Raw genomic sequence first — 24,135 nt, forward strand, 5'->3', positions numbered from 1 at the left:
AAAACATCAGCCTTGCGACTAAACCTGTGTCAGGCCTTCGAGCGCTTCATAAGCCTGACGCACCGGGGCGAACGAGCGCCGGTGAATCGGCGTCGGGCCAAGCCGCACCAACGCTTCCAGATGAACGGGCGTCGGATAGCCTTTATGGCCACCGATGCCGTAACCCGGGTAGATCAATTCAAACGCGGCCATTTCACGGTCGCGGCTGACCTTGGCCAGAATCGACGCGGCAGCGATGGCTGGAACCTTGCCGTCGCCCTGCACGACCGCTTCGGCGCGCATCGGCAGTTGCGGGCAGCGGTTGCCGTCGATCATCGCCAGTTTCGGCTGGATGTGCAGGCCAGCGACGGCGCGCTGCATGGCCAGCATGGTTGCGTGGAGGATGTTCAGCTCGTCGATTTCCTCGACTTCCGCACGGGCGATGCACCAGCTCAGGGATTTCTCGATGATTTCGTCATAGAGCTTTTCGCGCTTGGCTTCGGTGAGTTTCTTCGAGTCGTTGAGGCCGAGGATCGGCCGGTTCGGATCGAGAATCACCGCCGCTGTCACCACCGCACCGCACAAAGGGCCACGACCGACTTCATCGACGCCGGCCACCAGGTCTTCAACTTCGGCGACCAGGGTGAAATCCAGGCCCATCTGCATGCTTGTCTTGCTCATCGTGTCTGACCGATCAGGTTGAGGACGGCGTCCGCCGCCTGATTGGAGGCGTCCAGCCGCAGCGTGCGGTGGATCTCATCAAAGCCGCGCGTCTGTTCTTCGCCACCTTCGATCAATGGCGACAGGGTCTGCGCCAGTGCTTCGACTGTTGCATCATCCTGCAATAATTCTGGCACCAGCAGACGTTGGGCCAGCAGGTTCGGCAGCGACACGTACGGGCTCTTGACCATGCGTTTAAGTATCCAGAACGTCAGCGGTGCCAAACGGTACGCCACCACCATCGGTCGCTTGTACAACAGTGCTTCAAGGGTGGCGGTGCCGGAAGCGATCAACACGGCGTTGCACGCCGCCAGAGCGAGGTGGGATTTGCCATCGAGCAAGGTCACCGGCAGATCGCGGCCGGCGAGCATCTCTTCAAGTTGCGCGCGACGCTCCGGGTTGGCGCACGGGATGACAAAGCGCAAACCCGGGCGCAATGCACGCAGACGTTCAGCGGTATCGAGGAACAGCGCGCCCAGTCGGGACACTTCGCCGCCACGGCTGCCGGGCATCAACGCCACCAGCGGGCCGTCGGGCAAGCCCAGCTCGGCACGCGCCGCAGCGCGATCGGCCTCCAGCGGAATGGTGTCGGCCAGCGTGTGGCCAACGAACCGCACCGGCACGCCTTTGTCTTCGTAGAATTTTGCTTCGAACGGCAGCAGTGTCAGCATCAGATCACAGCCTTCGCGGATCTTCAGCACACGCTTCTGGCGCCACGCCCATACCGACGGGCTGACGTAATGGACGGTCTTGATCCCAGCCTGACGCAGCTTCAATTCGATATTGAGGTTGAAGTCCGGTGCATCGATACCGATGAACACGTCCGGCTTCGCGGCGATCAGCGTGGCGATCAGGTCCTTGCGGCGCTTGAGCAACTCACGCAAACGGCCGAGGACTTCCACCAGACCCATGACCGACAAACGTTCCATGGGAAAATAGGAGGTCAACCCCTCGGCCTGCATCAACGGGCCGCCGACGCCGATGAACTCGACCGCCGGGTGTTGAGCCTTGAGCGCGCGCATGAGGCCGGCGCCGAGAATGTCACCGGAAGCTTCACCCGCCACCAGCGCAATACGCAGATTGGCCATGATCAGCGAGTGATGCCGCGAGTCGACGACTGAATGGAGTCACGGAATATCGCGACTTCCGGGAACTGCGCCGCAGGTTCGGCCAGCTCAGCCAGCGCCTGTTCGACCGTGAGGCCCTGGCGATAGACGGTTTTGTAAGCGCGACGCAGGGTGTGGATCGCGTCCTCGCTGAAGCCGCGACGGCGCATGCCTTCGAAGTTCATGCTGCGCGCTTCGGCCGGGTTGCCGAACACGGTGACGAACGCCGGGACGTCCTTGCCAATGGCAGTGCCCATGCCGGAAAAGCTGTGCGCGCCAATGTGGCAATACTGGTGAACAAGGGTGAACCCGGAGAGGATCGCCCAGTCATCCACATGCACATGGCCGGCCAACGCCGTGTTGTTGACCAGAATGCAGTGGTTGCCGATGACACTGTCGTGCCCGATGTGCGCATAGGCCATGATCAGGTTGTGATCGCCCAGGGTGGTTTCCGAACGGTCTTGAACGGTGCCACGGTGGATGGTCACACCTTCACGAATGACGTTGTGGTCACCGATCACCAGGCGGGTTTCTTCGCCTTTGTATTTCAGATCGGGCGTGTCTTCGCCTACCGAGGAAAACTGATAGATGCGATTGTGCTTGCCGATGCGGGTCGGGCCTTTGAGGATTACATGCGGCCCGATCACGCTACCCTCGCCGATTTCCACACCTGCGCCGATGATCGACCACGGGCCGACCTCGACGCCGTCGGCCAGAACGGCCGACGGATCGATGATTGCGCGAGGGTCAATCAAACTCATAGCTTGCGTTCCGCGCAGATGATCTCAGCGGAGCAGACCGGCTTGCCATCGACCGAAGCCTGGCATTCGAACTTCCAGATCTGACGCTTGCAGCTGATGAACTTGGCTTCAAGGATCAGCTGATCGCCCGGCAACACAGGCTGGCGGAAGCGCAGCTTGTCGGAACCGACGAAGTAGTAGAGCGTGCCGTCGGCGGGCTTCACATCAAGCATTTTGAAACCGAGGATCCCGGCAGCCTGAGCCATCGCTTCGATGATCAGCACACCCGGCATGATTGGATGCGCAGGGAAGTGACCATTGAAGAACGGTTCATTGATGCTGACATTCTTGTAGGCGCGAATGCGCTTGCCTTCAGTGTCCAGTTCCACAACCCGGTCCACCAGCAGGAACGGGTAACGGTGAGGCAGGTATTCGCGAATCTCGTTGATGTCCATCATTTCGGGGGGAAGCCTATGTAAAGATTGGGAGCGCGACTGACGCGCACTCCTCTAGCAAATCAAGGAGGCAGTCTAGAGGCTGTGCACACTTGATATGGAAATGGTATCAGCCATCTGATGAAGCATTGCCGTCAGGGGTCACTTCCCCTACGCGCTTTTCCAGCTGTTTCAACCGTCGCGCGATGTCATCGAGCTGACGGATGCGGGCCGCGCTTTTGCGCCATTCGGCCGCCGGTTGCATGGCTGTACCGGAAGAATAGGCACCCGGCTCGGTAATCGAGTGGGTCACCATGGTCATCCCGGTCAGGAAAACGTTGTCGCAAATATCAATGTGGCCGACCAGGCCAACACCGCCGGCGAGCATGCAATGCTTGCCGATTTTGGTGCTGCCGGAGATCCCGACGCACGCCGCCATGGCCGTGTGATCACCGACCTGAACGTTATGGGCAATCTGGATCTGGTTGTCGAGTTTCACGCCATTACCGATCACGGTGTCAGCCAGAGCGCCGCGGTCGATGGCGGTGTTCACGCCAATCTCGACATCGTCGCCGATGGTCACGCCACCGATCTGGGCGATCTTCTGCCAGATACCTTTTTCGTTGGCAAAGCCGAAGCCTTCACCGCCGAGCACGGCACCGGACTGGATCACCACACGCTTGCCGATACGCACGTCGTGATACAGCGTCACGCGCGGGGCGAGCCAGCCGCCCTCGCCGATTTCGCTGCGGGCACCGACGACGCAATGCGCGCCCAGCGTCACTTGCGGACCAATTCGCGCGCCGGCCTCGATCACTACAAAAGGACCGATGCTGGCAGTAGGATCAACCATGGCGTCCGCCGCAATGACCGCTGACGGATGGATACCCGCAGTGGCTTTCGGCTTGGGGTCGAACAAGTGAGAGATACGCGCGTAAGCCAGATAAGGATCAGGCACCACCAAAGCATTACCGGCAAAACCTTCGGCATCAGCTTCTTTGAGCAGCAAGGCTGCTGCCTGCGAGCCGGCCAGGTATTTGCGGTATTGAGGGTTTGCCAGAAAGCTCAACTGAGCTGGGCCAGCCTCTTGCAAAGTGGCTAGCCCAGTAATTTGCGTCTCAGGGTCGCCACGCAAGGTGGCGCCGAGGAACTCGGCCAACTGGCCGAGCTTGATAGTCACGGTCATGGGTTACTTCAGCTGATTCATGCGCTCGATAACCTGGCGCGTGATGTCGTACTGAGGTTTGACATCAATCACTGCGCCACGCTCGAACACCAAGTCAAAACCACCTTTCTTGATGACTTCTTCCACTGCGCTATCCAGCTTCGGCTTCAGTTGCTTGAGCATTTCGCGGTCGGCAACAGCTTTGGCTTCGTTCAGTTCTTTGGACTGGAACTGGAAGTCACGGGCCTTTTGCTTGAATTCAAGCTCCAGACGCTCACGCTCACCTTGCTGCATTTTATCGCCACCGGCCATCAGGCGATCCTGAATGCCCTTGGCACTGCTTTCCAGGGTCTTCAGTTTGGTCAGCTGCGGACCAAACTTCTTCTCGGCATCCACGGCGTATTTCTTCGCAGCGTCGGATTCCAGCAAGGCCATCTGATAGTTCAGAACGGCAATTTTCATGTCAGCAAATGCCGGGCCTGCCACCATCAAGGAGGCCAGGAGAACCAATTGAGTCAACTTACGCACGATGCACTCCTACAAAATCCATTGTCGTTATCTTGGGTCAGACGCTTAGAACGTCTGGCCGAGGGAGAATTGGAACACTTGAGTCTCAGCGTCATCCGGTTTCTTGATCGGCATGGCCAACGCGAAGCTCAGAGGACCCAGTGCGGTGACCCAGGTCACGCCCACACCCACGGAACTGGCCATGTTGCTCAGGCTGATGTCGTTGCACTGCGTGTTCGACTTGGTACCGTTGGCATTGGTAGTGTCCGAGCACTTGGAGTCAAACACGTTACCGACATCCCAGAATACCGAGGTACGCAGGGAGCGCTGATCTTTCACGAACGGCAACGGGAACAGAACCTCGACACCACCCTGGATCAGGACGTTACCACCGAACGGCAGTGGGTCCTGGTCCGGGTCGGCCAGCGTACCCGGGTTGGTGCCACGGCTCGGCGTACTGCGCGGGCCAAGGGTGCTGTCCTTGAAGCCACGTACCGAGTTGAAACCACCAGCATAGTAGTTTTCATAGAACGGCAAGCCGTCAGTCGAACCATAACCGTCGCCGTAACCCAATTCGGTATGCAGACGCAGGGTGTAGTTCTCGCTGATCGGCTGGAACAGCTGACCGCGGTAATCAAGCTTGTAGAACGACAGGTCGCTGCCCGGCACGGTAGTTTCCAGCGTCAGACTCTGGGAACGGCCACGGGTCGGCAGTACGCCTTTGTTCAGGGTCGATTCAGACCAGCCGGCCGAGGCCTTGAAGTTCAGGTACTTGTCGCCTTCCTTGTTAACGAAGTCGAAAATCTCGTCAACGGTGTAGGTACCGGTCTTGATCTCGTCTTGTTGAACCGACAGACCAAACGTCAGACGCGAAGTCTCGCTGATCGGGTAACCAACGTTAACGCCGGCACCCAGGCTGTCTACCGCATAGCTTGCCACGTCGACGTCGAGGTCTTTGTAGTCAGTAGTGCGATAGAACGCGTTGTAACCCAGACTCACGCCATCGGCGGTCCAGTACGGGTCAACGTAGCCGAAGTTGTAGCGGCTCTGGTATTCGCTGCGGGTCAGGCCGATGCTGACGCGGTTACCAGTACCGAGGAAGTTGTTCTGGGTGATCGAACCACCGAGGATCAGACCAGCACTCTGGGCGAAACCGACACTTGCGGTAATCGAACCGGAAGCCTGTTCTTCAACGGCGTAGTTCACGTCAACCTGGTCGTCGACACCCGGAACAGCCGGGGTTTCGACGTTGACCTCTTTAAAGAAGCCCAGACGCTCAAGACGGGTCTTGGATTGGTCGATCAGGTAAGTCGAAGCCCAGCCGCCTTCCATCTGACGCATTTCACGACGCAGCACTTCGTCTTCGGACTTGGTGTTGCCACGGAAGTTGATGCGGTTGACGTAGGCGCGCTTGCCCGGATCAACAGCGAACAGGATGTCTACAGTGTGATCATCATCGTGCGGCTGCGGTACGCCGTTGACGTTGGCGAAGGTGTAACCCTCGTTACCCAGACGACGGGTGATCAGTTCGGACGTGGTGGTCATCAGCTTGCGCGAGAACACCTGACCTTTCTGCACCAGCAGCAAGGACTTGACCTGATCTTCAGGGACTTTCAGATCACCGCTGAGCTTGACGTCACGAACGGTGTACTTCTCGCCTTCGGTGACGTTGACAGTGATGTAGACGTGTTTCTTGTCCGGGGTGATCGACACCTGCGTCGAAGCGATATCCATATTGATATAGCCACGGTCCAGGTAGTAGGAACGCAGGCGCTCCAGGTCACCGGACAGTTTTTCACGGGCGTACTTGTCGTCGTTCTTGAAGAACGACAGCCAGTTGGTGGTCTTCAGCTCGAACAGGTCGGTCAGGTCTTCCTCAGGGAAAACCGTGTTGCCTACCACGTTGATGTGCTGAATGGCCGCAACGGTGCCTTCGTTGATTTTCACTTTCAGGCCGACGCGGTTACGCGGCTGCGATACCACTTCGGTATCGACCGTAGCCGAGTAGCGACCTTGCGCGACGTACTGACGCTGCAGTTCGTTACGCACGCCTTCAAGGGTGGCACGCTGGAAGATTTCGCCTTCGGCCAGACCGGATTGCTTGAGACCTTTCATCAGGTCTTCAGTCGAGATCGCCTTGTTGCCTTCGATTTCGATACTGGCGACCGACGGACGTTCGACGACCGTGATGACCAGAACGTTGCCTTCGCGGCCCAGCTGGATATCTTGAAAGAAACCGGTTTTGAACAACGCACGAGTGGATTCCACCAGGCGACGATCATCCGCCTGCTCACCGACGTTCAACGGCAAGGCACCAAAGACGCTACCCGCGGAGACCCGCTGGAGGCCATTGACGCGAATATCAGAGATAGTGAAGGACTCGGCGTGAACTTCGGCGATCATCAATACGGTGAGAACCGCAGTTAGCAGCAGACGTTTCATGAAGTCCTTTCTTATTCCAACTGGCAATAAACAAACTGCCGCAAAATGCGGCAGATTCGCAATTCAGCGAAGCGTTACAGTCGACCCAGATCGTTGACCAGAGCAAGCAACATCACCCCGACCACCAAACTGATACCGATCTGTATCCCCCAACCTTGCACCCGATCCGACAAGGGACGACCACGCGCCCACTCGATCAGATAAAACAACAAATGCCCCCCATCCAGTACAGGAATGGGCAGCAAATTCAGAACCCCCAGGCTAATACTCAGATAAGCAAGGAAATTCAGGAAATCAGCGACGCCCGACTGGGCAGAAGCGCCCGCCACTTTAGCAATGGTTATCGGTCCACTCAAGTTTTTTACCGAGAGCTCGCCGAACAGCATTTTCTTCAGTGAATCGAGCGTCAGGATGCTCATGGTCCAAGTGCGACGAGCACCCTCGCCAATCGCCGCCAACGGCCCGTAACTGACCTCGCGAATCATCTCCGGCGGCCAGTCGACTGCTTTCACGCCCGCGCCCAGATAACCACTTGGCGATTTGCTTTCACCACGCGCCGCCAAGGTCACAGGGACGTCGATTTGAGCACTGTCGCGCTCGATGCGCAGCATGATTTTGGTATCAGGACGCGTACGAACGGTATCGACCACCTGCTGCCAGTCATTCAGCGCCTGACCGTCGAGTACCAGCAAACGATCGCCAGTCTTCAGGCCTGCGGCCTGGGCCGGACCTTTTGGATCAAGCTCGGCAAGTACCGGCGGCAACGCCGGGCGCCACGGGCGAATACCCAGCGAGCGAATCGGATCCGGCTCATCAGCGCCTTTGAGCCAATTGTCCAGCTTCAGCTCACGCGGCGTATCCGCAGTCGAACCCTGCTCACGCACCAGCAATTGCAGAGAACCGCTTTCACCAAGACGTCGTACCAATTGCAGATTGACGGCCGCCCAACCGGTAGTAGGCTCACCATCGATAGCGACGATTTCCTGGCCTGCGCTCAAGCCGGCGCTGGCGGCGATGCTGCCGGACTCAACCGCACCGATGACCGGACGCACCTGCTCGCTGCCGAGCATGGCCAACACCCAGAAGAACACCAGCGCCAAGAGAAAGTTGGCAATGGGGCCGGCCGCAACAATGGCGATACGCTGACGCACGGATTTGCGATTGAACGATTGATCAAGTTGATCGACCGGAACCTCACCCTCGCGCTCGTCGAGCATTTTGACGTAGCCGCCCAGCGGAATCGCGGCAACCACAAACTCGGTGCCTTGCTTGTCGTGCCAGCGCAATAACGGCATGCCAAAGCCTACAGAGAAACGTAGAACCTTGACGCCACAGCGACGTGCGACCCAGAAGTGGCCGAATTCGTGAAAGGTGACCAGCACACCCAAGGCGATCAGGGTGCCGGCAATCATATAGAGCGCGCTCATCTACTTTCTCCGCAATCCTGTTCAGTGCCGCGTGTAGCCATTGTGTAGCAAATTCTATCGATCGTGGCGCTTCAACCATTGCTCAGCCAGAGCTCGCGCCTTGGCATCAGCCGTAAACACGGCATCGAGATCTGCCAGCGCAACGACCGGCTCGAGGCTCAAGACCTCCTCGATGATACTCGCGATTTCCAGGTAACGAACCCGTCCGTCGAGAAACGCTGCCACCGCCACCTCGTTGGCTGCGTTGAGCATCGCCGGCGCACTGTCGCCAGCCTCGGCAGCTTGCCGTGCCAAACGCAGACAAGGGAAACGCTCTTCATCCGGTGCTTCGAAGTCCAGACGCGCGACAGCAAACAAATCCAGCGGCGCCACGCCAGAATCAATGCGCTCCGGCCAGGCCAAGGCATTGGCGATCGGCGTCCGCATATCCGGATTGCCCAACTGCGCCAACACCGAGCCATCGACATAATCGACCAGCGAGTGAATGACGCTCTGCGGGTGAATCACCACTTCAACCTGCGAGGGTTTTGCATCAAACAACCAACAGGCCTCGATCAGCTCGAGACCTTTATTCATCATGCTGGCCGAATCGACCGAAATCTTGCGCCCCATGGACCAGTTCGGGTGCGCACACGCCTGATCAGGTGAAACATGCGCCAGTTCACTCATCGGCGTCTGTCGGAACGGACCACCAGAGGCTGTGAGCAAAATCCGGCGGACACCGACAGAGCTCAATCCACGGGCAAAATCCTGTGGCATGCACTGGAAGATCGCGTTGTGCTCGCTGTCGATCGGCAGCAACACCGAACCGCTCTTGCGCACCGCCTGCATGAACAAGGCGCCGGACATCACCAGCGCCTCTTTATTAGCGAGGAGAATCTTCTTGCCGGCTTCAACGGCGGCCAGGGTCGGACGCAGACCTGCCGCCCCAACGATCGCTGCCATTACCGCATCGACTTCCGGAGCAGCAGCGACCTGACACAGGCCCTCCTCCCCCACCAGCACACGGGTCGGCAAACCGGCGGCGCGCAAATCATCCTGCAAGCCACGCGCGGCGGCGGCCTCGGGCACCACGGCAAATTGCGGCACGTGACGCACGCACAAAGCGAAAAGCTCACTCAGACGCGTGAAACCACTCAACGCGAAGACCTGATAACGCTCAGGATGACGAGCAATAACATCCAGCGTGCTCAGGCCGATCGAGCCCGTCGCGCCCAGAACGGTAATCTGTTGAGGGCGACTCACGGTGCAGCCATCCACAGCAGCACGGCAAACACTGGAATTGCGGCAGTCAGACTGTCGATACGATCAAGCACACCACCATGACCGGGCAGCAGATTACTGCTGTCCTTGATACCGGACTGACGCTTGAACATGCTTTCAGTCAGGTCGCCGACAACCGAGATGAAGACGATCAGTGCGGCGCCGATCAAGCCTTTAAGCAGTTCGGCGACGGTCCAGTCACGCACCAGACCGACAATCGTGGTGATCAGCAGGCTTAGCGCCAGACCGCCGTAGACGCCTTCCCAGCTCTTGCCCGGGCTGACTTGCGGGGCCAGCTTGCGCTTGCCGAACTTGCGACCAGAGAAGTAGGCACCGATGTCGGCACCCCAGACCAGCACCATCACAGCCATGATCAGCCAGTTACCCAGCGGGTATTGTTTGATCTGCACCAGACCTTGCCAGGCCGGCAGCAGAATCAGCAGGCCGATGACCAGTTTGGTTGCCGCACTGGACCAATGCACGCTGGAACGCGGGTAGGTCAGCACCAGCCAGGTCGCCGCCGCCCACCACAATACAGACGCACCCAGCACCCACGGCGCAAGCCCGGGCAGGATGTACATGATGAACAACATGAACGCGACCACGGCGGCAAAACCCACGCGGAACGCTTGCCCGGTGAAACCAGCCAGACGCGCCCATTCCCAGGCACCCAAAGTCACGACCAGACCGATGAACAAGGCAAAACCGGAGCCTTCCAGCAGGAAAAACCCGCACAAGGCAATCGGCAGCAGGATCAGTGCAGTAATGATTCGTTGTTTAAGCATTAAACCCGGGCTCCAGCTTCGACCTGTTCGCTCGTTTTACCGAAGCGACGCTGGCGCGAAGCGAAATCGGCCAGCGCATTGCGCATGGCATCGTGTTTGAAGTCCGGCCAGAACAGGTCGGAGAAGTACAACTCGGCGTAAGCCAGTTGCCACAGCAGGAAGTTGCTGATGCGATGCTCGCCACCGGTACGAATGCACAGGTCTGGCAACGGCAGATCGCCGGTCGCCAGACAGGTTTGCAGCAGATCCGGGGTGATGTCTTCCGGACGCAAGTGTCCGGCCTGGACTTCACGCGCCAGACGCTGTGCAGCTTGCGCAATGTCCCACTGACCACCGTAATTGGCGGCGATCTGCAGGATGAAGCGGTTGGAGCCCGCCGTCATCGCTTCAGCTTCACGCATTGCTGCCTGAAGCTCCGGATGAAAGCGCGAACGATCGCCAATGATGCGCAGGCTGATGTTGTTGTCGTTGAGGCGCTTGGCCTCACGACGCAATGCCTTGAAGAACAAGTCCATCAAGGCGCTGACCTCATCGGCCGGGCGCTGCCAGTTCTCACTGGAAAACGCGAACAGGGTGAGCACTTCGACCTTGGCCTCGGCGCACACCTCGATCACGGCACGCACAGCGTCCACGCCCGCTTTATGCCCGGCGACACCCGGCATAAAGCGTTTTTTCGCCCAGCGATTGTTGCCATCCATGATGATCGCGACATGGCGCGGCACCGCGGACGGCGCAGTCTGCTTGGTCTTATCCATTAAAAGCTCGAACCTTATACGGCCATCAGATCCGCTTCTTTTTGCTTGGTAGCCGTGTCGATATCAGCCTCGGCCTTGTCGGTGAGCTTCTGAATATCGGCAGCGGCACGACGCTCTTCGTCTTCGCTGATTTCTTTGTCCTTGACCAGCTTCTTCAGCTCGCCCAGGGCATCACGACGAATGTTGCGCACGGCAACACGGGCGTCTTCGGCGGCACTGCGCGCCTGCTTGGTGAAGCCCTTGCGGGTTTCTTCAGTCAGGGCAGGCATGGAGATCAGCAGCAACTCGCCCAGGTTGGTCGGGTTGAGGTTCAGGCCAGCACTCTGAATTGCCTTGTCGACCGCTGCGAGCATATTGCGCTCGAACGCAACGACTTGCAGGGTGCGCGAGTCTTTTACAGTGATGTTCGCCACTTGGGTGATGGAGGTATCTGCGCCGTAGTACGGCACCATCACGCTACCCAGAATGCTAGGGTGAGCCTTGCCGGTACGAATCTGACCAAATGCGTGGGCCAGAGAGTCCAGGGATTTCTGCATGCGCTCTTGAGCGTCTTTCTTGATTTCGTTGATCATTGTTGACCTTCCTCGATCAGGGTGCCTTCAGCGCCGCCATGGACGATGTTCAGCAGGGCACCGGGCTTGTTCATGTTGAATACGCGCAGCGGCATCTTGTGGTCGCGGCACAGGCAAATAGCGGTCAGATCCATCACGCCCAGCTTGCGATCCAGCACTTCATCATAAGTCAGATGATCGAACTTCTCGGCATGCGGGTCTTTGAACGGGTCTGCGGTGTAAACGCCATCGACCTTGGTCGCTTTGAGCACGACGTCGGCATCGATTTCGATTGCACGCAGGCAGGCTGCCGAATCCGTCGTGAAGAACGGATTGCCGGTACCGGCTGCGAAGATCACGACGTCTTTGGAGTTCAGGTGACGCATGGCTTTGCGACGATCGTAGTGATCAGTCACACCCACCATGGAAATGGCCGACATCACGATGGCCGAGATATTGGCACGTTCCAGCGCATCGCGCATGGCCAGGGCGTTCATCACAGTGGCCAGCATGCCCATGTGGTCGCCTGTAACCCGATCCATACCGGCTTTGCTCAGGGCTTCGCCACGGAACAGGTTACCGCCACCGATCACCAGACCGACCTGTACGCCGATGCCAACCAGTTGGCCGACTTCCAGCGCCATGCGATCCAGCACTTTTGGATCGATCCCGAACTCTTCCGAGCCCATCAGGGCCTCGCCGCTAAGCTTGAGTAGAATGCGTTTATAGCGAGCCTGATAACCACTGCCCTGCTGAGCCATTGCGAATCTCTCCTGCGGCGTATTTAAAAATTCTTTGCGAGCTGTTTACAGCTGGCGTTCACTCTAGCTTGGCGCTGCTTCAGCGCCATCGGAACATGGCTTTGTAAGTCAGTTCCAAGTGGAAACCAATTAAAAAATTGGCAACCCCATCTGAAAAGAGGCTGCGCGCGTTAGCGGGCAGCCTCTTTCGGCGACAGTTGAAAAACCGTCTTACTGCTTGGCGGCAGCCAGCTGGGCAGCAACTTCTTCAGCGAAGTTGTCTACTGGCTTCTCGATGCCGTCACCCACTTTGTAGTAGGTGAAGGAAACGATTTCTGCGCCGCCTTTCTTGGCCAGCTCGCCAACCTTGATTTCAGGGTTCTTGACGAACGCCTGCTCAACCAGGCTTGCTTCTGCCAGGAACTTGCTGATACGGCCTTTGACCATATTTTCAACAATGTTTTCTGGCTTGCCTTTGATCTTCTCTTCGTTCAGCTGCAGGAACACAGCTTTTTCACGCTCGATCGCTTCAGCCGAAACTTGCGAAGGCAGCAGGAACTCAGGGTTGCTAGCAGCTACGTGCATTGCGATGTCTTTGGCCAGCTCGACGTCACCGCCTTTCAGAGCCACAACAACACCGATCTTGTTGCCGTGCAGGTACGAACCTACAACGTCAGCTTCGATACGAGCCAGACGACGAATGTTGACGTTTTCGCCTACTTTGGCAACCAGTGCTTCACGAGCAGCTTCTTGCGAAGCGATCAGCGGAGCAGCGTCGGTCAGCTTGTCAGCGAAAGCTTTTTCAACGCTGGCAGCAACGAAGTTTTTGAAGTCGTCTTGCAGGGCCAGGAAGTCGGTCTGCGAGTTCACTTCCAGGATAACGGCAGCCTTACCGTCGTCCTTGATTGCGATTGCGCCTTCAGCGGCAACGTTGCCAGCCTTTTTCGCAGCCTTGATCGCGCCCGAAGCACGCATGTCATCAATGGCTTTTTCGATGTCGCCGTCAGCCTTTTCCAGGGCTTTCTTGCAGTCCATCATGCCTTCGCCGGTACGCTCGCGCAGTTCTTTAACCAACGCTGCAGTAATTGCTGCCATTTTCAAATTCCTCTTGGATAGGTTTTCAACCATTCCACCCGATCGAACGGGCGTTCAATTCTTCCCGAACCAGCTTGTAGCCGCTGCACGTTACAGACGCTGTAGCTGCGCTGCCGACAAATGGTTTTCGAGGTGGCAAAAAGGGGGCCAAGCCCCCTTTTTGCTTACTGAGTCAACGCCAGGGCGTTAGTTACTCAGCTGCAGCCTGAGTTTCTTCAGCTGCGAATTCTACAGTGCCGCCAGCAACATTGTTGCGACCACGGATTACTGCGTCAGCCATCGAACCCATGTACAGCTGGATAGCGCGGATTGCGTCATCGTTGCCTGGGATGATGTAGTCAACGCCTTCCGGGCTGCTGTTGGTGTCGACAACGCCGATTACCGGGATGCCCAGCTTGTTGGCTTCGGTGATCGCGATGCGCTCGTGGTCAACGTCGATCACGAACAGTGCGTCTGGCAGACCGCCCATGTCCTTGATGCCGCCCAGCGAACGATCCAGCTTCTCGAGATCACGGGAGCGCATCAGCGCTTCTTTCTTGGTCAGCTTGGCGAAAGTACCGTCTTCGGCTTGAACTTCAAGGTCACGCAGACGCTTGATGGAAGCACGAATGGTTTTGAAGTTGGTCAGCATGCCGCCCAACCAGCGGTGATCGACGTACGGCGAACCGCAACGTGCTGCTTCTTCAGCAACGATCTTGCCAGCGGAACGCTTGGTGCCGACGAACAGAATCTTGTTTTTGCCCTGGGCCAGACGCTCTACGAAAGTCAGAGCTTCGTTGAACATTGGCAGGGTTTTTTCAAGGTTGATGATGTGAATCTTGTTACGCGCGCCGAAAATGTACTTACCCATTTTCGGATTCCAGTAACGGGTTTGGTGACCGAAGTGCACACCGGCCTTCAGCATATCGCGCATATTGACTTGGGACATGATAGTTCCTTAATAAGTCGGGTTTGGCCTCCACGTATCCCAATGACCAACCAGTGGCATAAAGCCAAAAGCACCCAGGTCATCGTGTCGACACGTGTGTGGATTTAAGCTTTTCGGGGTATCCCCGGAAAGCGGCGCATTTTATACCACAGGGTACGCAGAAACGGAACCCGGAATCTGTATTCGCACCAAGGACATGGGCGCAGCCCCCTTGGAATCGGCCCCGAACGCACCATTGTATAGAGAGAAGCGATGCACGCGGGCGCTGAATTGCGCCGTGCGTCTGTTAGAATCGCGTTTTTCAGGGTCGCCAATCGAACACCCGCCACCCTATTTGTATCAGCAAGCGCCGCCGAGCGCAGAGAGAGCCTGTATGACCGTCAACCTCAAAACCCCCGAGGACATCGCTGGCATGCGTGTCGCCGGCAAACTGGCCGCCGATGTGCTGGAAATGATTGCCGAACATGTCAAACCGGGTGTCACCACCGATGAGCTGAACCAGATCTGCCACGACTACATCGTCAATGTGCAGCAAGCCATCCCTGCCCCGCTCAATTACAAGGGTTACCCGAAGTCGATCTGCACCTCGATTAACCACGTGGTCTGCCATGGCATTCCGAATGACAAGCCGCTGAAAAACGGCGACACCCTTAACATCGACGTCACCGTGATCAAAGACGGTTACCACGGTGACACCAGCCGCATGTTCCATGTCGGCGAAGTGCCGGTCTGGGCTGAACGCCTGTCGCAGATCACCCAGGAATGCATGTACAAAGCGATCGAGATCGTCAAACCTGGCTGCCGTCTCGGCGACATCGGTGAAGTGATCCAGAAGCATGCCGAGAAAAACGGTTTCTCGGTGGTTCGCGAGTTCTGCGGCCACGGTATTGGCAAGGTCTTCCACGAAGAGCCGCAAATCCTGCACTACGGCCGTGCCGGCACCGGCATGGAACTGAAAGCCGGCATGACCTTCACCATCGAACCGATGATCAACCAGGGCAAGGCCGACACCAAAGTATTGGGCGACGGTTGGACCGCGATCACCAAAGACCGCAAGCTGTCGGCTCAGTGGGAACACACCCTGTTGGTCACCGACACCGGCTACGAGATCTTCACCCTGCGCGCCGACGACACCATCGCGCGCATCTCGGCCTGATCCACACAACGCTCCCAGCCTTATAGAAGGAAAGCCAATCGATGCCGCAGGTGGATCCCGAACTCTTCGACCGCGGCCAGTTCCAGGCTGAACTGGCCCTGAAAGCGAGTCCTATCGCGGCGTTCAAGAAGGCGATCCGCCAGGCTCGTGAGGTGCTCGACACGCGTTTTCGCCAGGGTCGCGACATTCGCCGCCTGATCGAAGACCGTGCCTGGTTCGTCGACAACATCCTGCAAAAGGCCTGGGAGCAGTTCAACTGGAGCGAAGACGCCGACATCGCGCTGGTCGCGGTCGGCGGCTACGGTCGTGGTGAGTTGCACCCGTATTCCGACATTGATTTGCTGATCCTGCTGGACAGCGCTGATCACGAAGTCTTCCGCGATTCCATCGAGCGTTTTCTCACTTTGCTGTGGGACATCGGCCTGGAAGTCGGTCAGAGCGTTCGCTCTGTCGACGAATGCGCCCAAGAGGCGCGCGCCGACCTGACCGTGGTCACTAGCCTGATGGAAAGCCGCACCATTTGCGGCCCCGAGCGTCTGCGTCAGCGCATGCTCGACGTCACCAGCACCGCACACATGTGGCCGGCCAAGGAATTCTTCCTCGCCAAACGCGCCGAACAAAAGGCGCGCCACCACAAATACAACGACACCGAATACAACCTGGAACCCAACGTCAAAGGCTCGCCCGGCGGCCTGCGGGATATCCAGACGATTCTCTGGGTGGCCCGGCGTCAGTACGGCACCCTGAACCTGCGCGCCCTCGCCGGCGAAGGCTTCCTGGTCGAGAGTGAAAACGCGTTGCTCGCCTCCTCCCAGGAATTCCTCTGGAAAGTGCGCTATGCGCTGCACATGCTGGCGGGCCGCTCCGAAGACCGTTTGCTGTTCGATCATCAGCGCACCATTGCCGGGCTGCTCGGTTTTGAAGGTGACGACGCCAAACAGGCCGTCGAAAACTTCATGCAGCAGTATTTCCGCGTGGTGATGAGCATTGCCCAGCTCAGCGATCTGATCATCCAGCATTTCGAGGAAGTCATCCTCGCGCCGGAAGACGAAGCGCCGCCGCAGCCGATCAACTCGCGCTTCCAGCTCCACGACGGCTATATCGAAGCACGCAACGACAACGTGTTCCGCCGCACGCCGTTCGCCATGCTCGAAATCTTCGTGCTGATGGCTCAGCAGCCGGAAATCAAAGGCGTGCGCGCCGACACCATTCGTCTGCTGCGCGAGCACCGTCACCTGATCGACGACAATTTCCGCAACGATATCCGCAACACCAGCCTGTTCATCGAGCTGTTCAAGTGCAAGATCGGCATCCACCGCAACCTGCGCCGGATGAACCGTTACGGCATTCTCGGGCGCTATTTGCCGGAGTTCGGCTTTATCGTCGGACAGATGCAGCACGACCTGTTCCACATCTATACGGTCGATGCGCACACGCTGAACCTGATCAAACATCTGCGCAAACTGCAGTACACCCAGGTCTCGGAAAAATTTCCGCTGGCTGCCAAGCTGATGGCCAAACTGCCCAAACCCGAACTGATCTACATGGCCGGCCTGTACCACGACATCGGTAAAGGCCGGCATGGCGATCACTCGGAAATCGGCGCGGTCGATGCCGAGGCGTTCTGCCAGCGCCACCAGTTGCCACTGTGGGACAGCCGTCTGATTGTCTGGCTGGTGCAGAACCATCTGGTGATGTCGACCACCGCCCAACGCAAGGACTTGTCCGATCCACAGGTGATCCACGATTTCGCTCAGGCTGTCGGCGACGAAACCCGCCTCGATTATCTCTACGTTTTGACCGTGGCCGACATCAACGCGACCAACCCGACGCTGTGGAATTCGTGGCGCGCCAGTCTGTTGCGCCAGCTCTACACCGAGACCAAGCGCGCCTTGCGCCGTGGCCTGGAAAACCCTGTGGATCGCGAAGAGCAGATCCGCCAGACCCAAAGCGCTGCGCTGGACATTCTGGTGCGCGGCGGCACCGACCCGGACGACGTCGAGCAGTTGTGGGCGCAGTTGGGCGATGACTATTTCCTGCGCCACACCGCCGGCGACGTGGCCTGGCATAGCGATGCAATCCTGCAGCAACCGGTCGATGGCGGACCTTTGGTGCTGATCAAGGAAACCACCCAGCGCGAGTTCGAGGGTGGTACGCAGATCTTCATTTATGCGCCGGACCAGCATGACTTCTTCGCGGTGACCGTGGCGGCGATGGATCAGCTCAACCTGAACATTCATGACGCCCGGGTCATCACCTCGAGCAGCCAGTTCACCCTCGACACCTACATCGTGCTGGACAACGAAGGTGAATCCATCGGCGACAATCCGGCGCGGGTCAAGCAGATCCGCGAAGGTCTGACCGAAGCCCTGCGCAATCCGGACGATTACCCGACGATCATCCAGCGCCGCGTGCCGCGCCAGCTCAAGCATTTCGCCTTCGCGCCGCAGGTCACCATCCACAACGATGCCCAGCGTCCGGTGACCGTGCTGGAATTGACCGCACCTGATCGCCCGGGCCTGCTGGCGCGGATCGGCGGGATTTTCCTCGAGTTCGACCTGTCGCTGCAGAACGCCAAGATTGCGACCTTGGGCGAGCGGGTGGAAGACGTGTTCTTTATCACCGACGCCCACAACCAACCGTTGTCCGACCCGTTGCTGTGCAGCCGTTTGCAGGATGCGATCGTTGAGCAGCTGAGCGTCAATCAGGAACCCGATATCAAACTGTCGCGCATCAGTATTTGATGGCGCCCCCGGATTCAAATGGCTTTGCACGAGACCCAGCCCCAATGAACAACGCTCTGAACCAGCTCCAGCCGTACCCGTTCGAAAAGCTCCGCGCCCTGCTCGGCACTGTGACGCCAAATCCGGACAAACGCCCGATCGCTCTGTCGATCGGCGAGCCGAAACACCGTTCGCCAAGCTTTGTCGCCGAGGCACTGGCCAACAGTCTGGATCAGATGGCGGTGTATCCGACCACTCTCGGCATCCCGGCATTGCGTGAGGCCATTGGCGGCTGGTGCGAGCGTCGTTTCGGCGTGCCGAGCGGCTGGATCGATCCGGCGCGCAACGTGCTGCCGGTCAATGGCACCCGCGAAGCACTGTTCGCGTTCACCCAGACCGTGGTCAACCGTGGCGATGACGCACTCGTGGTCAGCCCGAACCCGTTCTACCAAATCTACGAAGGCGCAGCGTTCCTCGCCGGCGCCAAGCCGCACTATCTGCCTTGCCTTGACGAGAACGGCTTCAACCCGGATTTCGATGCTGTTTCGCCAGACATCTGGAAGCGCTGCCAGATTCTGTTTTTGTGCTCGCCAGGCAACCCGACCGGTGCGTTGATCCCGGTCGACACCCTGAAAAAACTGATCGCCCTGGCGGACGAGTACGACTTCGTGATCGCTGCCGACGAGTGCTACAGCGAACTGTACTTCGACGAACAGACTCCACCGCCGGGCCTGCTGACTGCTTGCGTTGAATTGGGCCGCAAGGATTTCAAACGCTGCGTGGTGTTCCACAGCCTGTCCAAGCGCTCCAACCTGCCGGGCCTGCGCTCCGGTTTCGTGGCGGGCGATGCTGACATCCTCAAGGGCTTCCTGCTGTATCGCACCTACCACGGCTGCGCGATGCCGGTGCAAACCCAACTGGCCAGCGTTGCCGCGTGGAACGACGAAGTTCACGTTCGCGCCAACCGCGCGCTGTACCGGGAAAAATTCGATGCGGTGCTGGAAATCCTCAGTCCGGTGATGGATGTGCAACGTCCGGATGGCAGCTTCTATCTGTGGCCGAATGTACAAGGTGATGACGCGGCGTTTTGCCGTGACTTGTTCGAACAGGAACACGTGACTGTAGTACCCGGTTCTTACCTGTCCCGCGACGTCGATGGCGTCAATCCAGGTGCGGGTCGCGTGCGAATGGCATTGGTCGCCCCCTTGGCCGAATGCGTAGAAGCCGCAGAACGAATTCGCGCATTCGTTACTCGCCAACAGTAACTGTCAAATATCCGCACCAGGCAATCTGGTGCGGACTTTCACCATATAGAAATCACAACTTACAACGCATCGCTTTACTCACCTACCCACAAACAAATAACTTACCCCGCACAACAAAGACAATGTATCAAGCAATACAAGTTCACGACCTATTGAACTTGTAGATACCCATTAAAAAATCAGACTTATAAATATCACTAAACCTCAAAAGGAATTGATCATGTATAAAACCAAGCCGTGCCTGAAACTTGAGATAGATGACCCCATTGCCAGCTTTCGAGCAGCCATCAATGAAAACCCTAAAAACATTTCGTACACCTCCGGTTCGTCCTCACGAACAATGGCAATCAACGCAAAGTGCTGGCACCCGAACCGTCATCTGACCATTTCGTTCCTGGACAACCCCCCCGCCTCGCTGAAAGAGGCGATAAAAAAGCATATATGGGAATGGGCTGATTATGTCAGTCTCACCTTTAGTTTCATCGACAGTAAAGACGGCATCATCCGAATTAAAACCAATACAACTGAAAATGCATCTCAAATTGGAACTGACGCACTGACAGTCGCTGCGAGAGAGCCAACCATGTTCATATCCGCGCGACCGGAAGATTCAGACTTCCGCACAGTGGTATTGCACGAATTCGGTCATGTTCTCGGATTACATCACGAGCACTTGCACCCGGATGCGAACATTCCCTGGAACAAACCAAAGGTCTATAAGGAATACGCAGAAAAATGGGGAATGGATAAGGAGAAAGTGGACCTGAACATCTTCACACCGATAACCGAGCAGACCACCATCACCGGGTACGATCCAACATCCATCATGCATTACCCTGTCGAAAAGGAACTCACCGATGGAAAATTCGAAGTACCGATGAACACCGAGATCAGTTGGGAAGACAAACGCATAGCCGCACATTTCTACCCGATCGAAATCCCTGACGACGGCTCCTGCGAGCGACCATGAAGCGCCATCAGGGACAGTCTTTCACTACGACTTGACCTGCCCCAGATTGGCTTCACTCAAATCCAGATCGGCCAACACTTCTCTGAGCACGTCATCACCGATCTGGTGATGACGACTGAGGCTATAGAGTTCCAGACGCTGGGCCCTTAGCGCTTTCAAACGCAGACGCCGCTCCAGTAGATCCATCTGGAACGCCAAGGCCTGAGCTTCGGCGGAATCGTTGAAGACATCGAGCTGATGGCGATACTCGGACATGATCCGCGCCTTCAGTTCTGCCGACAGCGCCGCTTGAGCAGCGTCCTGCGGGGTAGTTTCCTCGGTTTCGAGCGCGTGAATCGCCGCCTCTGCGGTTTTACGCCACGCGTCGCGCACCTCCTGGCGCCGTTTGTCATCCGGACTTTTCTCGATACCTCGCAACAACAGCGGCAGCGCGATACACGCCGAAACCAGCGACAGCAGAATCACCCCGGCAGCGATGAAGATCAGCAAATCACGCTCGGGAAACGCATCCGCCCCCATCAACATCGGCACCGACATCACACCCGCCAGCGTCACCGCGCCACGCACGCCGCCAACGGTCAGCAGCCAGCAGGAGCGCGCAGTCGGCACTTGTGTCAGATCGCCCTTGCCGCGCAAGCGTCGCAGCAGCACCGACAAACGCCAGATGCTCTGCACCCAGATAAACCGCAGCAACACCAGCGTGAGGAAAATCGCCACAACATCAAGACAGCGATAGAACAACGTCGGCCACAGCGTCGGCTCGTGGCTAACAACGGCTTTGATGATGTCCGGCAATTGCAGACCAAGCAGGAGGAAGATCAAGCCGTTGAAGGCGAACTCCAGCAGCGACCAGACGCTGCGATTGAGCAAGCGGGTGCTGGTCTGCCGAGGCAACAGATCAAGCCAGCTCTGCATCATCCCCGCCGCCACGGCCGAGAGAATGCCCGAGACGCCAAGACGTTCGGCCAATACATAAGCAGCAAACGGCAACAGCAACATGAACACCACGTGCGTCGCGGGATCGTCCCAACCGCGAGCGATCATCCACGCCCGCAAACGCCCGACCAGCCAGCTCAATGCCACGCCGACCGCCAGCCCACCCAGCGCCACCACGACAAAGGTGAGGCTGGCGTTGGTCAGCGAGAACACCCCTGTAATAGCCGCCACCAGGGCAAACTTGAAGGTCACCAGACCCGAGGCATCGTTCATCAGCGCCTCGCCCTGCAATATATGCATCAGCGGGGTCGGCAAACGGTTTTGCGAAATGGCCGACACCGCCACTGCGTCCGTCGGCGACAACACCGCCGCCAGGGCGAAGGCCACAGGTAACGGAATTGACGGCAACAACCAATGAATGAAGTAGCCGGCGCCGACCACGGTGAACAGCACCAGCCCGACCGCCAGCGTCAGGATCGGCCCGCGCAAATGCCAGAACTCGCGTTTGGGCATGCGCCAGCCATCGGAAAACAACAAGGGTGGCAGGAACAGAAACAGGAACAATTCGGGATCGAGCGCCACATGCAGGCCCAAGGTCGGCCAGGCGAGCAAGGCGCCAGCGGCGATTTGAACCAGCGGCAGTGGCAACGGGATGACCCGTCCGACCAGCCGCGAGACGCTGACCAGCATCAGCAGGATCAGGACGGTGTAAGCGGTTTGCATAAAGCGGAAATCTCAGACAATCGACAGCGTTGAACTGCCATATTAGCTGCTTAGGATGGATCTGACCGTTGCACCTATGTAGCACTGCTGCAACGCAGGCCCCTTGTGGGAGCGAGCCTGCTCGCGAATGCGCTGCGTCATTCAACAGAGATATTGCCTGATACGGCCCCTTCGCGAGCAGGCTCGCTCCCACAGGGTTTTTCAGCGTCACGACAACCGTGGCCGACGAAACCGTTTGGTCATGGCATAATCCGACACCATTTTTCTCCAGCACCTGTAAAGGGGGCAATTCCTTGACCGTTTCAAGTAAAACGTTGCACCTTTTCGGCATCAAAGCCTGCGACACCATGAAAAAGGCGCGCACCTGGCTCGATGAACACGCTGTCAGCTACGACTTTCACGACTACAAAAGCGCCGGCATCGACCGTGAACACCTGACCCAATGGTGTGACGAACACGGCTGGCAAACGGTGTTGAACCGCGCAGGCACGACCTTTCGCAAACTCGACGACGAACGTAAAGCCGATCTCGACCAATCGAAAGCCATCGAACTGATGCTCGCTCAACCCTCGATGATCAAGCGCCCGGTGCTCGATCTCGGTGACCGAACCCTGATTGGCTTCAAGCCAGATATCTACGCGGCCGCTCTGAAGTAAGCAGCCCGTCACTCTTTGTAGAGGTGTATTTACATGTCCAATTCCCTGTTCAGCATCGCCTTTGGTGTCGGCACTCAGAACCGTCAAGGCGCATGGCTGGAAGTGTTCTACGCACAGCCACTGCTCAATCCTTCGGCCGAACTGGTCGCTGCCGTCGCGCCGATCCTCGGTTACACCGAAGGCAACCAGGCGATCACCTTCACCACCGCTCAGGCTGCACAACTGGCTGAAGCCGTGAAAGGCATCGACGCCGTGCAAGGCAAGCTGCTGACCCGCCTGGCCGAGAGCCACAAGCCGCTGGTCGCCACCCTGCTGGCCGAAGACGCACAGCTGACTTCGACCCCTGAGGCCTACCTCAAGCTGCACCTGCTGTCGCACCGTCTGGTCAAGCCGCACGGCGTGAGCCTGGCCGGGATTTTCCCGCTGCTGCCAAACGTCGCGTGGACCAGCCAAGGTGCAATCGACCTGAGCGAACTGACCGAAATGCAACTGGAAGCCCGTCTGCGTGGCGAGCTGCTGGAAGTGTTCTCGGTGGACAAGTTCCCGAAAATGACCGACTACGTGGTTCCGGCCGGCGTGCGTATCGCTGACGCCGCGCGTCTGCGTCTGGGCGCTTACGTCGGTGAAGGTACCACCGTGATGCACGAAGGTTTCATCAACTTCAACGCCGGCACCGAAGGCCCGGGCATGATCGAAGGCCGCGTTTCCGCTGGCGTATTCGTCGGCAAGGGTTCCGATCTGGGCGGCGGTTGCTCGACCATGGGCACTCTGTCGGGCGGCGGCAACATCGTGATCAAGGTCGGCGAAGGCTGCCTGATTGGCGCCAACGCCGGTATCGGTATTCCGTTGGGCGACCGCAACACCGTTGAGTCGGGCCTGTACGTGACCGCTGGTACCAAGGTTGCGCTGCTCGACGAAAACAACAACCTGGTCAAGGTTGTGAAAGCGCGTGAATTGGCTGGTCAGACTGATCTGCTGTTCCGTCGCAATTCGGAAACCGGTGCTGTGGAATGCAAGACCCACAAGTCGGCGATCGAACTGAACGAAGCGCTGCACGCTCACAACTAAA

Annotated in this window: 22 protein-coding genes; 6 read left to right on the forward strand and 16 right to left on the reverse strand. The window is 58.1% G+C overall.

From position 1 onward, the window contains the following. Positions 1-18 precede the first annotated feature (18 nt). From rnhB to rpsB, 15 genes are all read right to left on the reverse strand, one after another. Entirely contained in the window at positions 19-645 is a 627-nt protein-coding gene (rnhB, locus tag FGA82_RS22640; RefSeq protein ID WP_034156324.1) for a ribonuclease HII, read from the reverse strand. Positions 646-656: 11 nt separating this feature from the next. Continuing rightward, a complete protein-coding gene (gene lpxB / locus FGA82_RS22645; protein WP_141128825.1) occupies positions 657-1,787 on the reverse strand; it encodes a lipid-A-disaccharide synthase in 1,131 nt (376 codons plus the stop codon). A gap of 2 nt (positions 1,788-1,789) precedes the next feature. Beyond that, the gene (lpxA, locus tag FGA82_RS22650) at positions 1,790-2,566 is read right to left on the reverse strand and encodes an acyl-ACP--UDP-N-acetylglucosamine O-acyltransferase (RefSeq protein WP_141128826.1); all 777 of its coding nucleotides are present in this window, start codon (positions 2,564-2,566) and stop codon (positions 1,790-1,792) included. Further along, positions 2,563-3,003 (reverse strand): 3-hydroxyacyl-ACP dehydratase FabZ, encoded by a 441-nt coding sequence (gene fabZ / locus FGA82_RS22655; RefSeq protein ID WP_003222142.1) that lies wholly within the window; start codon positions 3,001-3,003, stop codon positions 2,563-2,565. Before fabZ ends, lpxA begins: the two co-directional genes overlap by 4 nt. Positions 3,004-3,109: 106 nt before the next feature. After that, positions 3,110-4,165, reverse strand: coding sequence for a UDP-3-O-(3-hydroxymyristoyl)glucosamine N-acyltransferase (lpxD, locus tag FGA82_RS22660; protein ID WP_141128827.1), 1,056 nt, complete (start codon positions 4,163-4,165; stop codon positions 3,110-3,112). 3 nt (positions 4,166-4,168) lie between these two features. Then, on the reverse strand, positions 4,169-4,672 hold the full coding sequence (locus FGA82_RS22665; protein ID WP_007908849.1) for an OmpH family outer membrane protein: 504 nt from the start codon (positions 4,670-4,672) through the stop codon (positions 4,169-4,171). A 45-nt stretch (positions 4,673-4,717) separates the two neighbouring features. Beyond that, a complete protein-coding gene (gene bamA, locus FGA82_RS22670) occupies positions 4,718-7,093 on the reverse strand; it encodes an outer membrane protein assembly factor BamA (RefSeq protein WP_141128828.1) in 2,376 nt (791 codons plus the stop codon). 74 nt (positions 7,094-7,167) lie between these two features. Continuing rightward, complete coding sequence (gene rseP / locus FGA82_RS22675) at positions 7,168-8,520, reverse strand: sigma E protease regulator RseP (RefSeq protein ID WP_141128829.1); 1,353 nt, start codon at positions 8,518-8,520, stop codon at positions 7,168-7,170. A gap of 54 nt (positions 8,521-8,574) precedes the next feature. After that, positions 8,575-9,765 (reverse strand): 1-deoxy-D-xylulose-5-phosphate reductoisomerase, encoded by a 1,191-nt coding sequence (gene ispC / locus FGA82_RS22680; RefSeq protein WP_141128830.1) that lies wholly within the window; start codon positions 9,763-9,765, stop codon positions 8,575-8,577. After that, the gene (locus tag FGA82_RS22685) at positions 9,762-10,568 is read right to left on the reverse strand and encodes a phosphatidate cytidylyltransferase (RefSeq protein WP_141128831.1); all 807 of its coding nucleotides are present in this window, start codon (positions 10,566-10,568) and stop codon (positions 9,762-9,764) included. The genes ispC and FGA82_RS22685 overlap by 4 nt, the downstream gene beginning before the upstream one ends. Next, positions 10,568-11,323, reverse strand: a complete 756-nt coding sequence (gene uppS / locus FGA82_RS22690) for a polyprenyl diphosphate synthase (RefSeq protein WP_034156332.1) — start codon at positions 11,321-11,323, stop codon at positions 10,568-10,570. Before uppS ends, FGA82_RS22685 begins: the two co-directional genes overlap by 1 nt. Before the next feature lie 14 nt (positions 11,324-11,337). Beyond that, on the reverse strand, positions 11,338-11,895 hold the full coding sequence (frr, locus tag FGA82_RS22695) for a ribosome recycling factor (protein WP_007908855.1): 558 nt from the start codon (positions 11,893-11,895) through the stop codon (positions 11,338-11,340). Then, positions 11,892-12,635, reverse strand: coding sequence for a UMP kinase (gene pyrH, locus FGA82_RS22700; protein ID WP_003222124.1), 744 nt, complete (start codon positions 12,633-12,635; stop codon positions 11,892-11,894). Before pyrH ends, frr begins: the two co-directional genes overlap by 4 nt. A 210-nt stretch (positions 12,636-12,845) precedes the next feature. Continuing rightward, complete coding sequence (gene tsf, locus FGA82_RS22705) at positions 12,846-13,709, reverse strand: translation elongation factor Ts (protein ID WP_095119292.1); 864 nt, start codon at positions 13,707-13,709, stop codon at positions 12,846-12,848. A gap of 190 nt (positions 13,710-13,899) precedes the next feature. Continuing rightward, positions 13,900-14,637: a 30S ribosomal protein S2 gene (gene rpsB, locus FGA82_RS22710; protein WP_003222119.1), complete on the reverse strand. Its 738-nt coding sequence runs from the start codon at positions 14,635-14,637 to the stop codon at positions 13,900-13,902. A gap of 373 nt (positions 14,638-15,010) precedes the next feature. Here rpsB and map point away from each other — a divergent pair, with 373 nt between their 5' ends. The 4 genes from map to FGA82_RS22730 all read left to right on the forward strand — a co-directional run bounded on the left by map (position 15,011) and on the right by FGA82_RS22730 (position 20,751). After that, positions 15,011-15,793, forward strand: coding sequence for a type I methionyl aminopeptidase (map, locus tag FGA82_RS22715; protein ID WP_008081693.1), 783 nt, complete (start codon positions 15,011-15,013; stop codon positions 15,791-15,793). Between the two features lie 41 nt (positions 15,794-15,834). Further along, on the forward strand, positions 15,835-18,537 hold the full coding sequence (locus FGA82_RS22720) for a [protein-PII] uridylyltransferase (protein WP_141128832.1): 2,703 nt from the start codon (positions 15,835-15,837) through the stop codon (positions 18,535-18,537). A gap of 44 nt (positions 18,538-18,581) precedes the next feature. Continuing rightward, a complete protein-coding gene (gene dapC, locus FGA82_RS22725) occupies positions 18,582-19,781 on the forward strand; it encodes a succinyldiaminopimelate transaminase (protein ID WP_038357893.1) in 1,200 nt (399 codons plus the stop codon). Between the two features lie 220 nt (positions 19,782-20,001). Next, positions 20,002-20,751, forward strand: a complete 750-nt coding sequence (locus FGA82_RS22730; protein ID WP_052178188.1) for a M12 family metallopeptidase — start codon at positions 20,002-20,004, stop codon at positions 20,749-20,751. Between the two features lie 24 nt (positions 20,752-20,775). Here FGA82_RS22730 and FGA82_RS22735 read toward each other — a convergent pair whose 3' ends face one another. Further along, positions 20,776-22,410 carry a Na+/H+ antiporter gene (locus FGA82_RS22735; protein ID WP_141128833.1) on the reverse strand — a complete coding sequence of 545 codons (1,635 nt, stop codon included), beginning with the start codon at positions 22,408-22,410 and terminating at the stop codon, positions 20,776-20,778. 293 nt (positions 22,411-22,703) lie between these two features. Here FGA82_RS22735 and FGA82_RS22745 point away from each other — a divergent pair, with 293 nt between their 5' ends. Next, positions 22,704-23,066 (forward strand): ArsC family reductase, encoded by a 363-nt coding sequence (locus FGA82_RS22745; protein WP_016985102.1) that lies wholly within the window; start codon positions 22,704-22,706, stop codon positions 23,064-23,066. 33 nt (positions 23,067-23,099) lie between these two features. Continuing rightward, positions 23,100-24,134: a 2,3,4,5-tetrahydropyridine-2,6-dicarboxylate N-succinyltransferase gene (gene dapD / locus FGA82_RS22750; RefSeq protein WP_141128834.1), complete on the forward strand. Its 1,035-nt coding sequence runs from the start codon at positions 23,100-23,102 to the stop codon at positions 24,132-24,134. Position 24,135: the final 1 nt, after the last annotated feature.

The sequence above is a fragment of the Pseudomonas fluorescens genome (genome assembly GCF_005938625.1).
Taxonomy (GTDB): domain Bacteria; phylum Pseudomonadota; class Gammaproteobacteria; order Pseudomonadales; family Pseudomonadaceae; genus Aquipseudomonas; species Aquipseudomonas fluorescens_BD.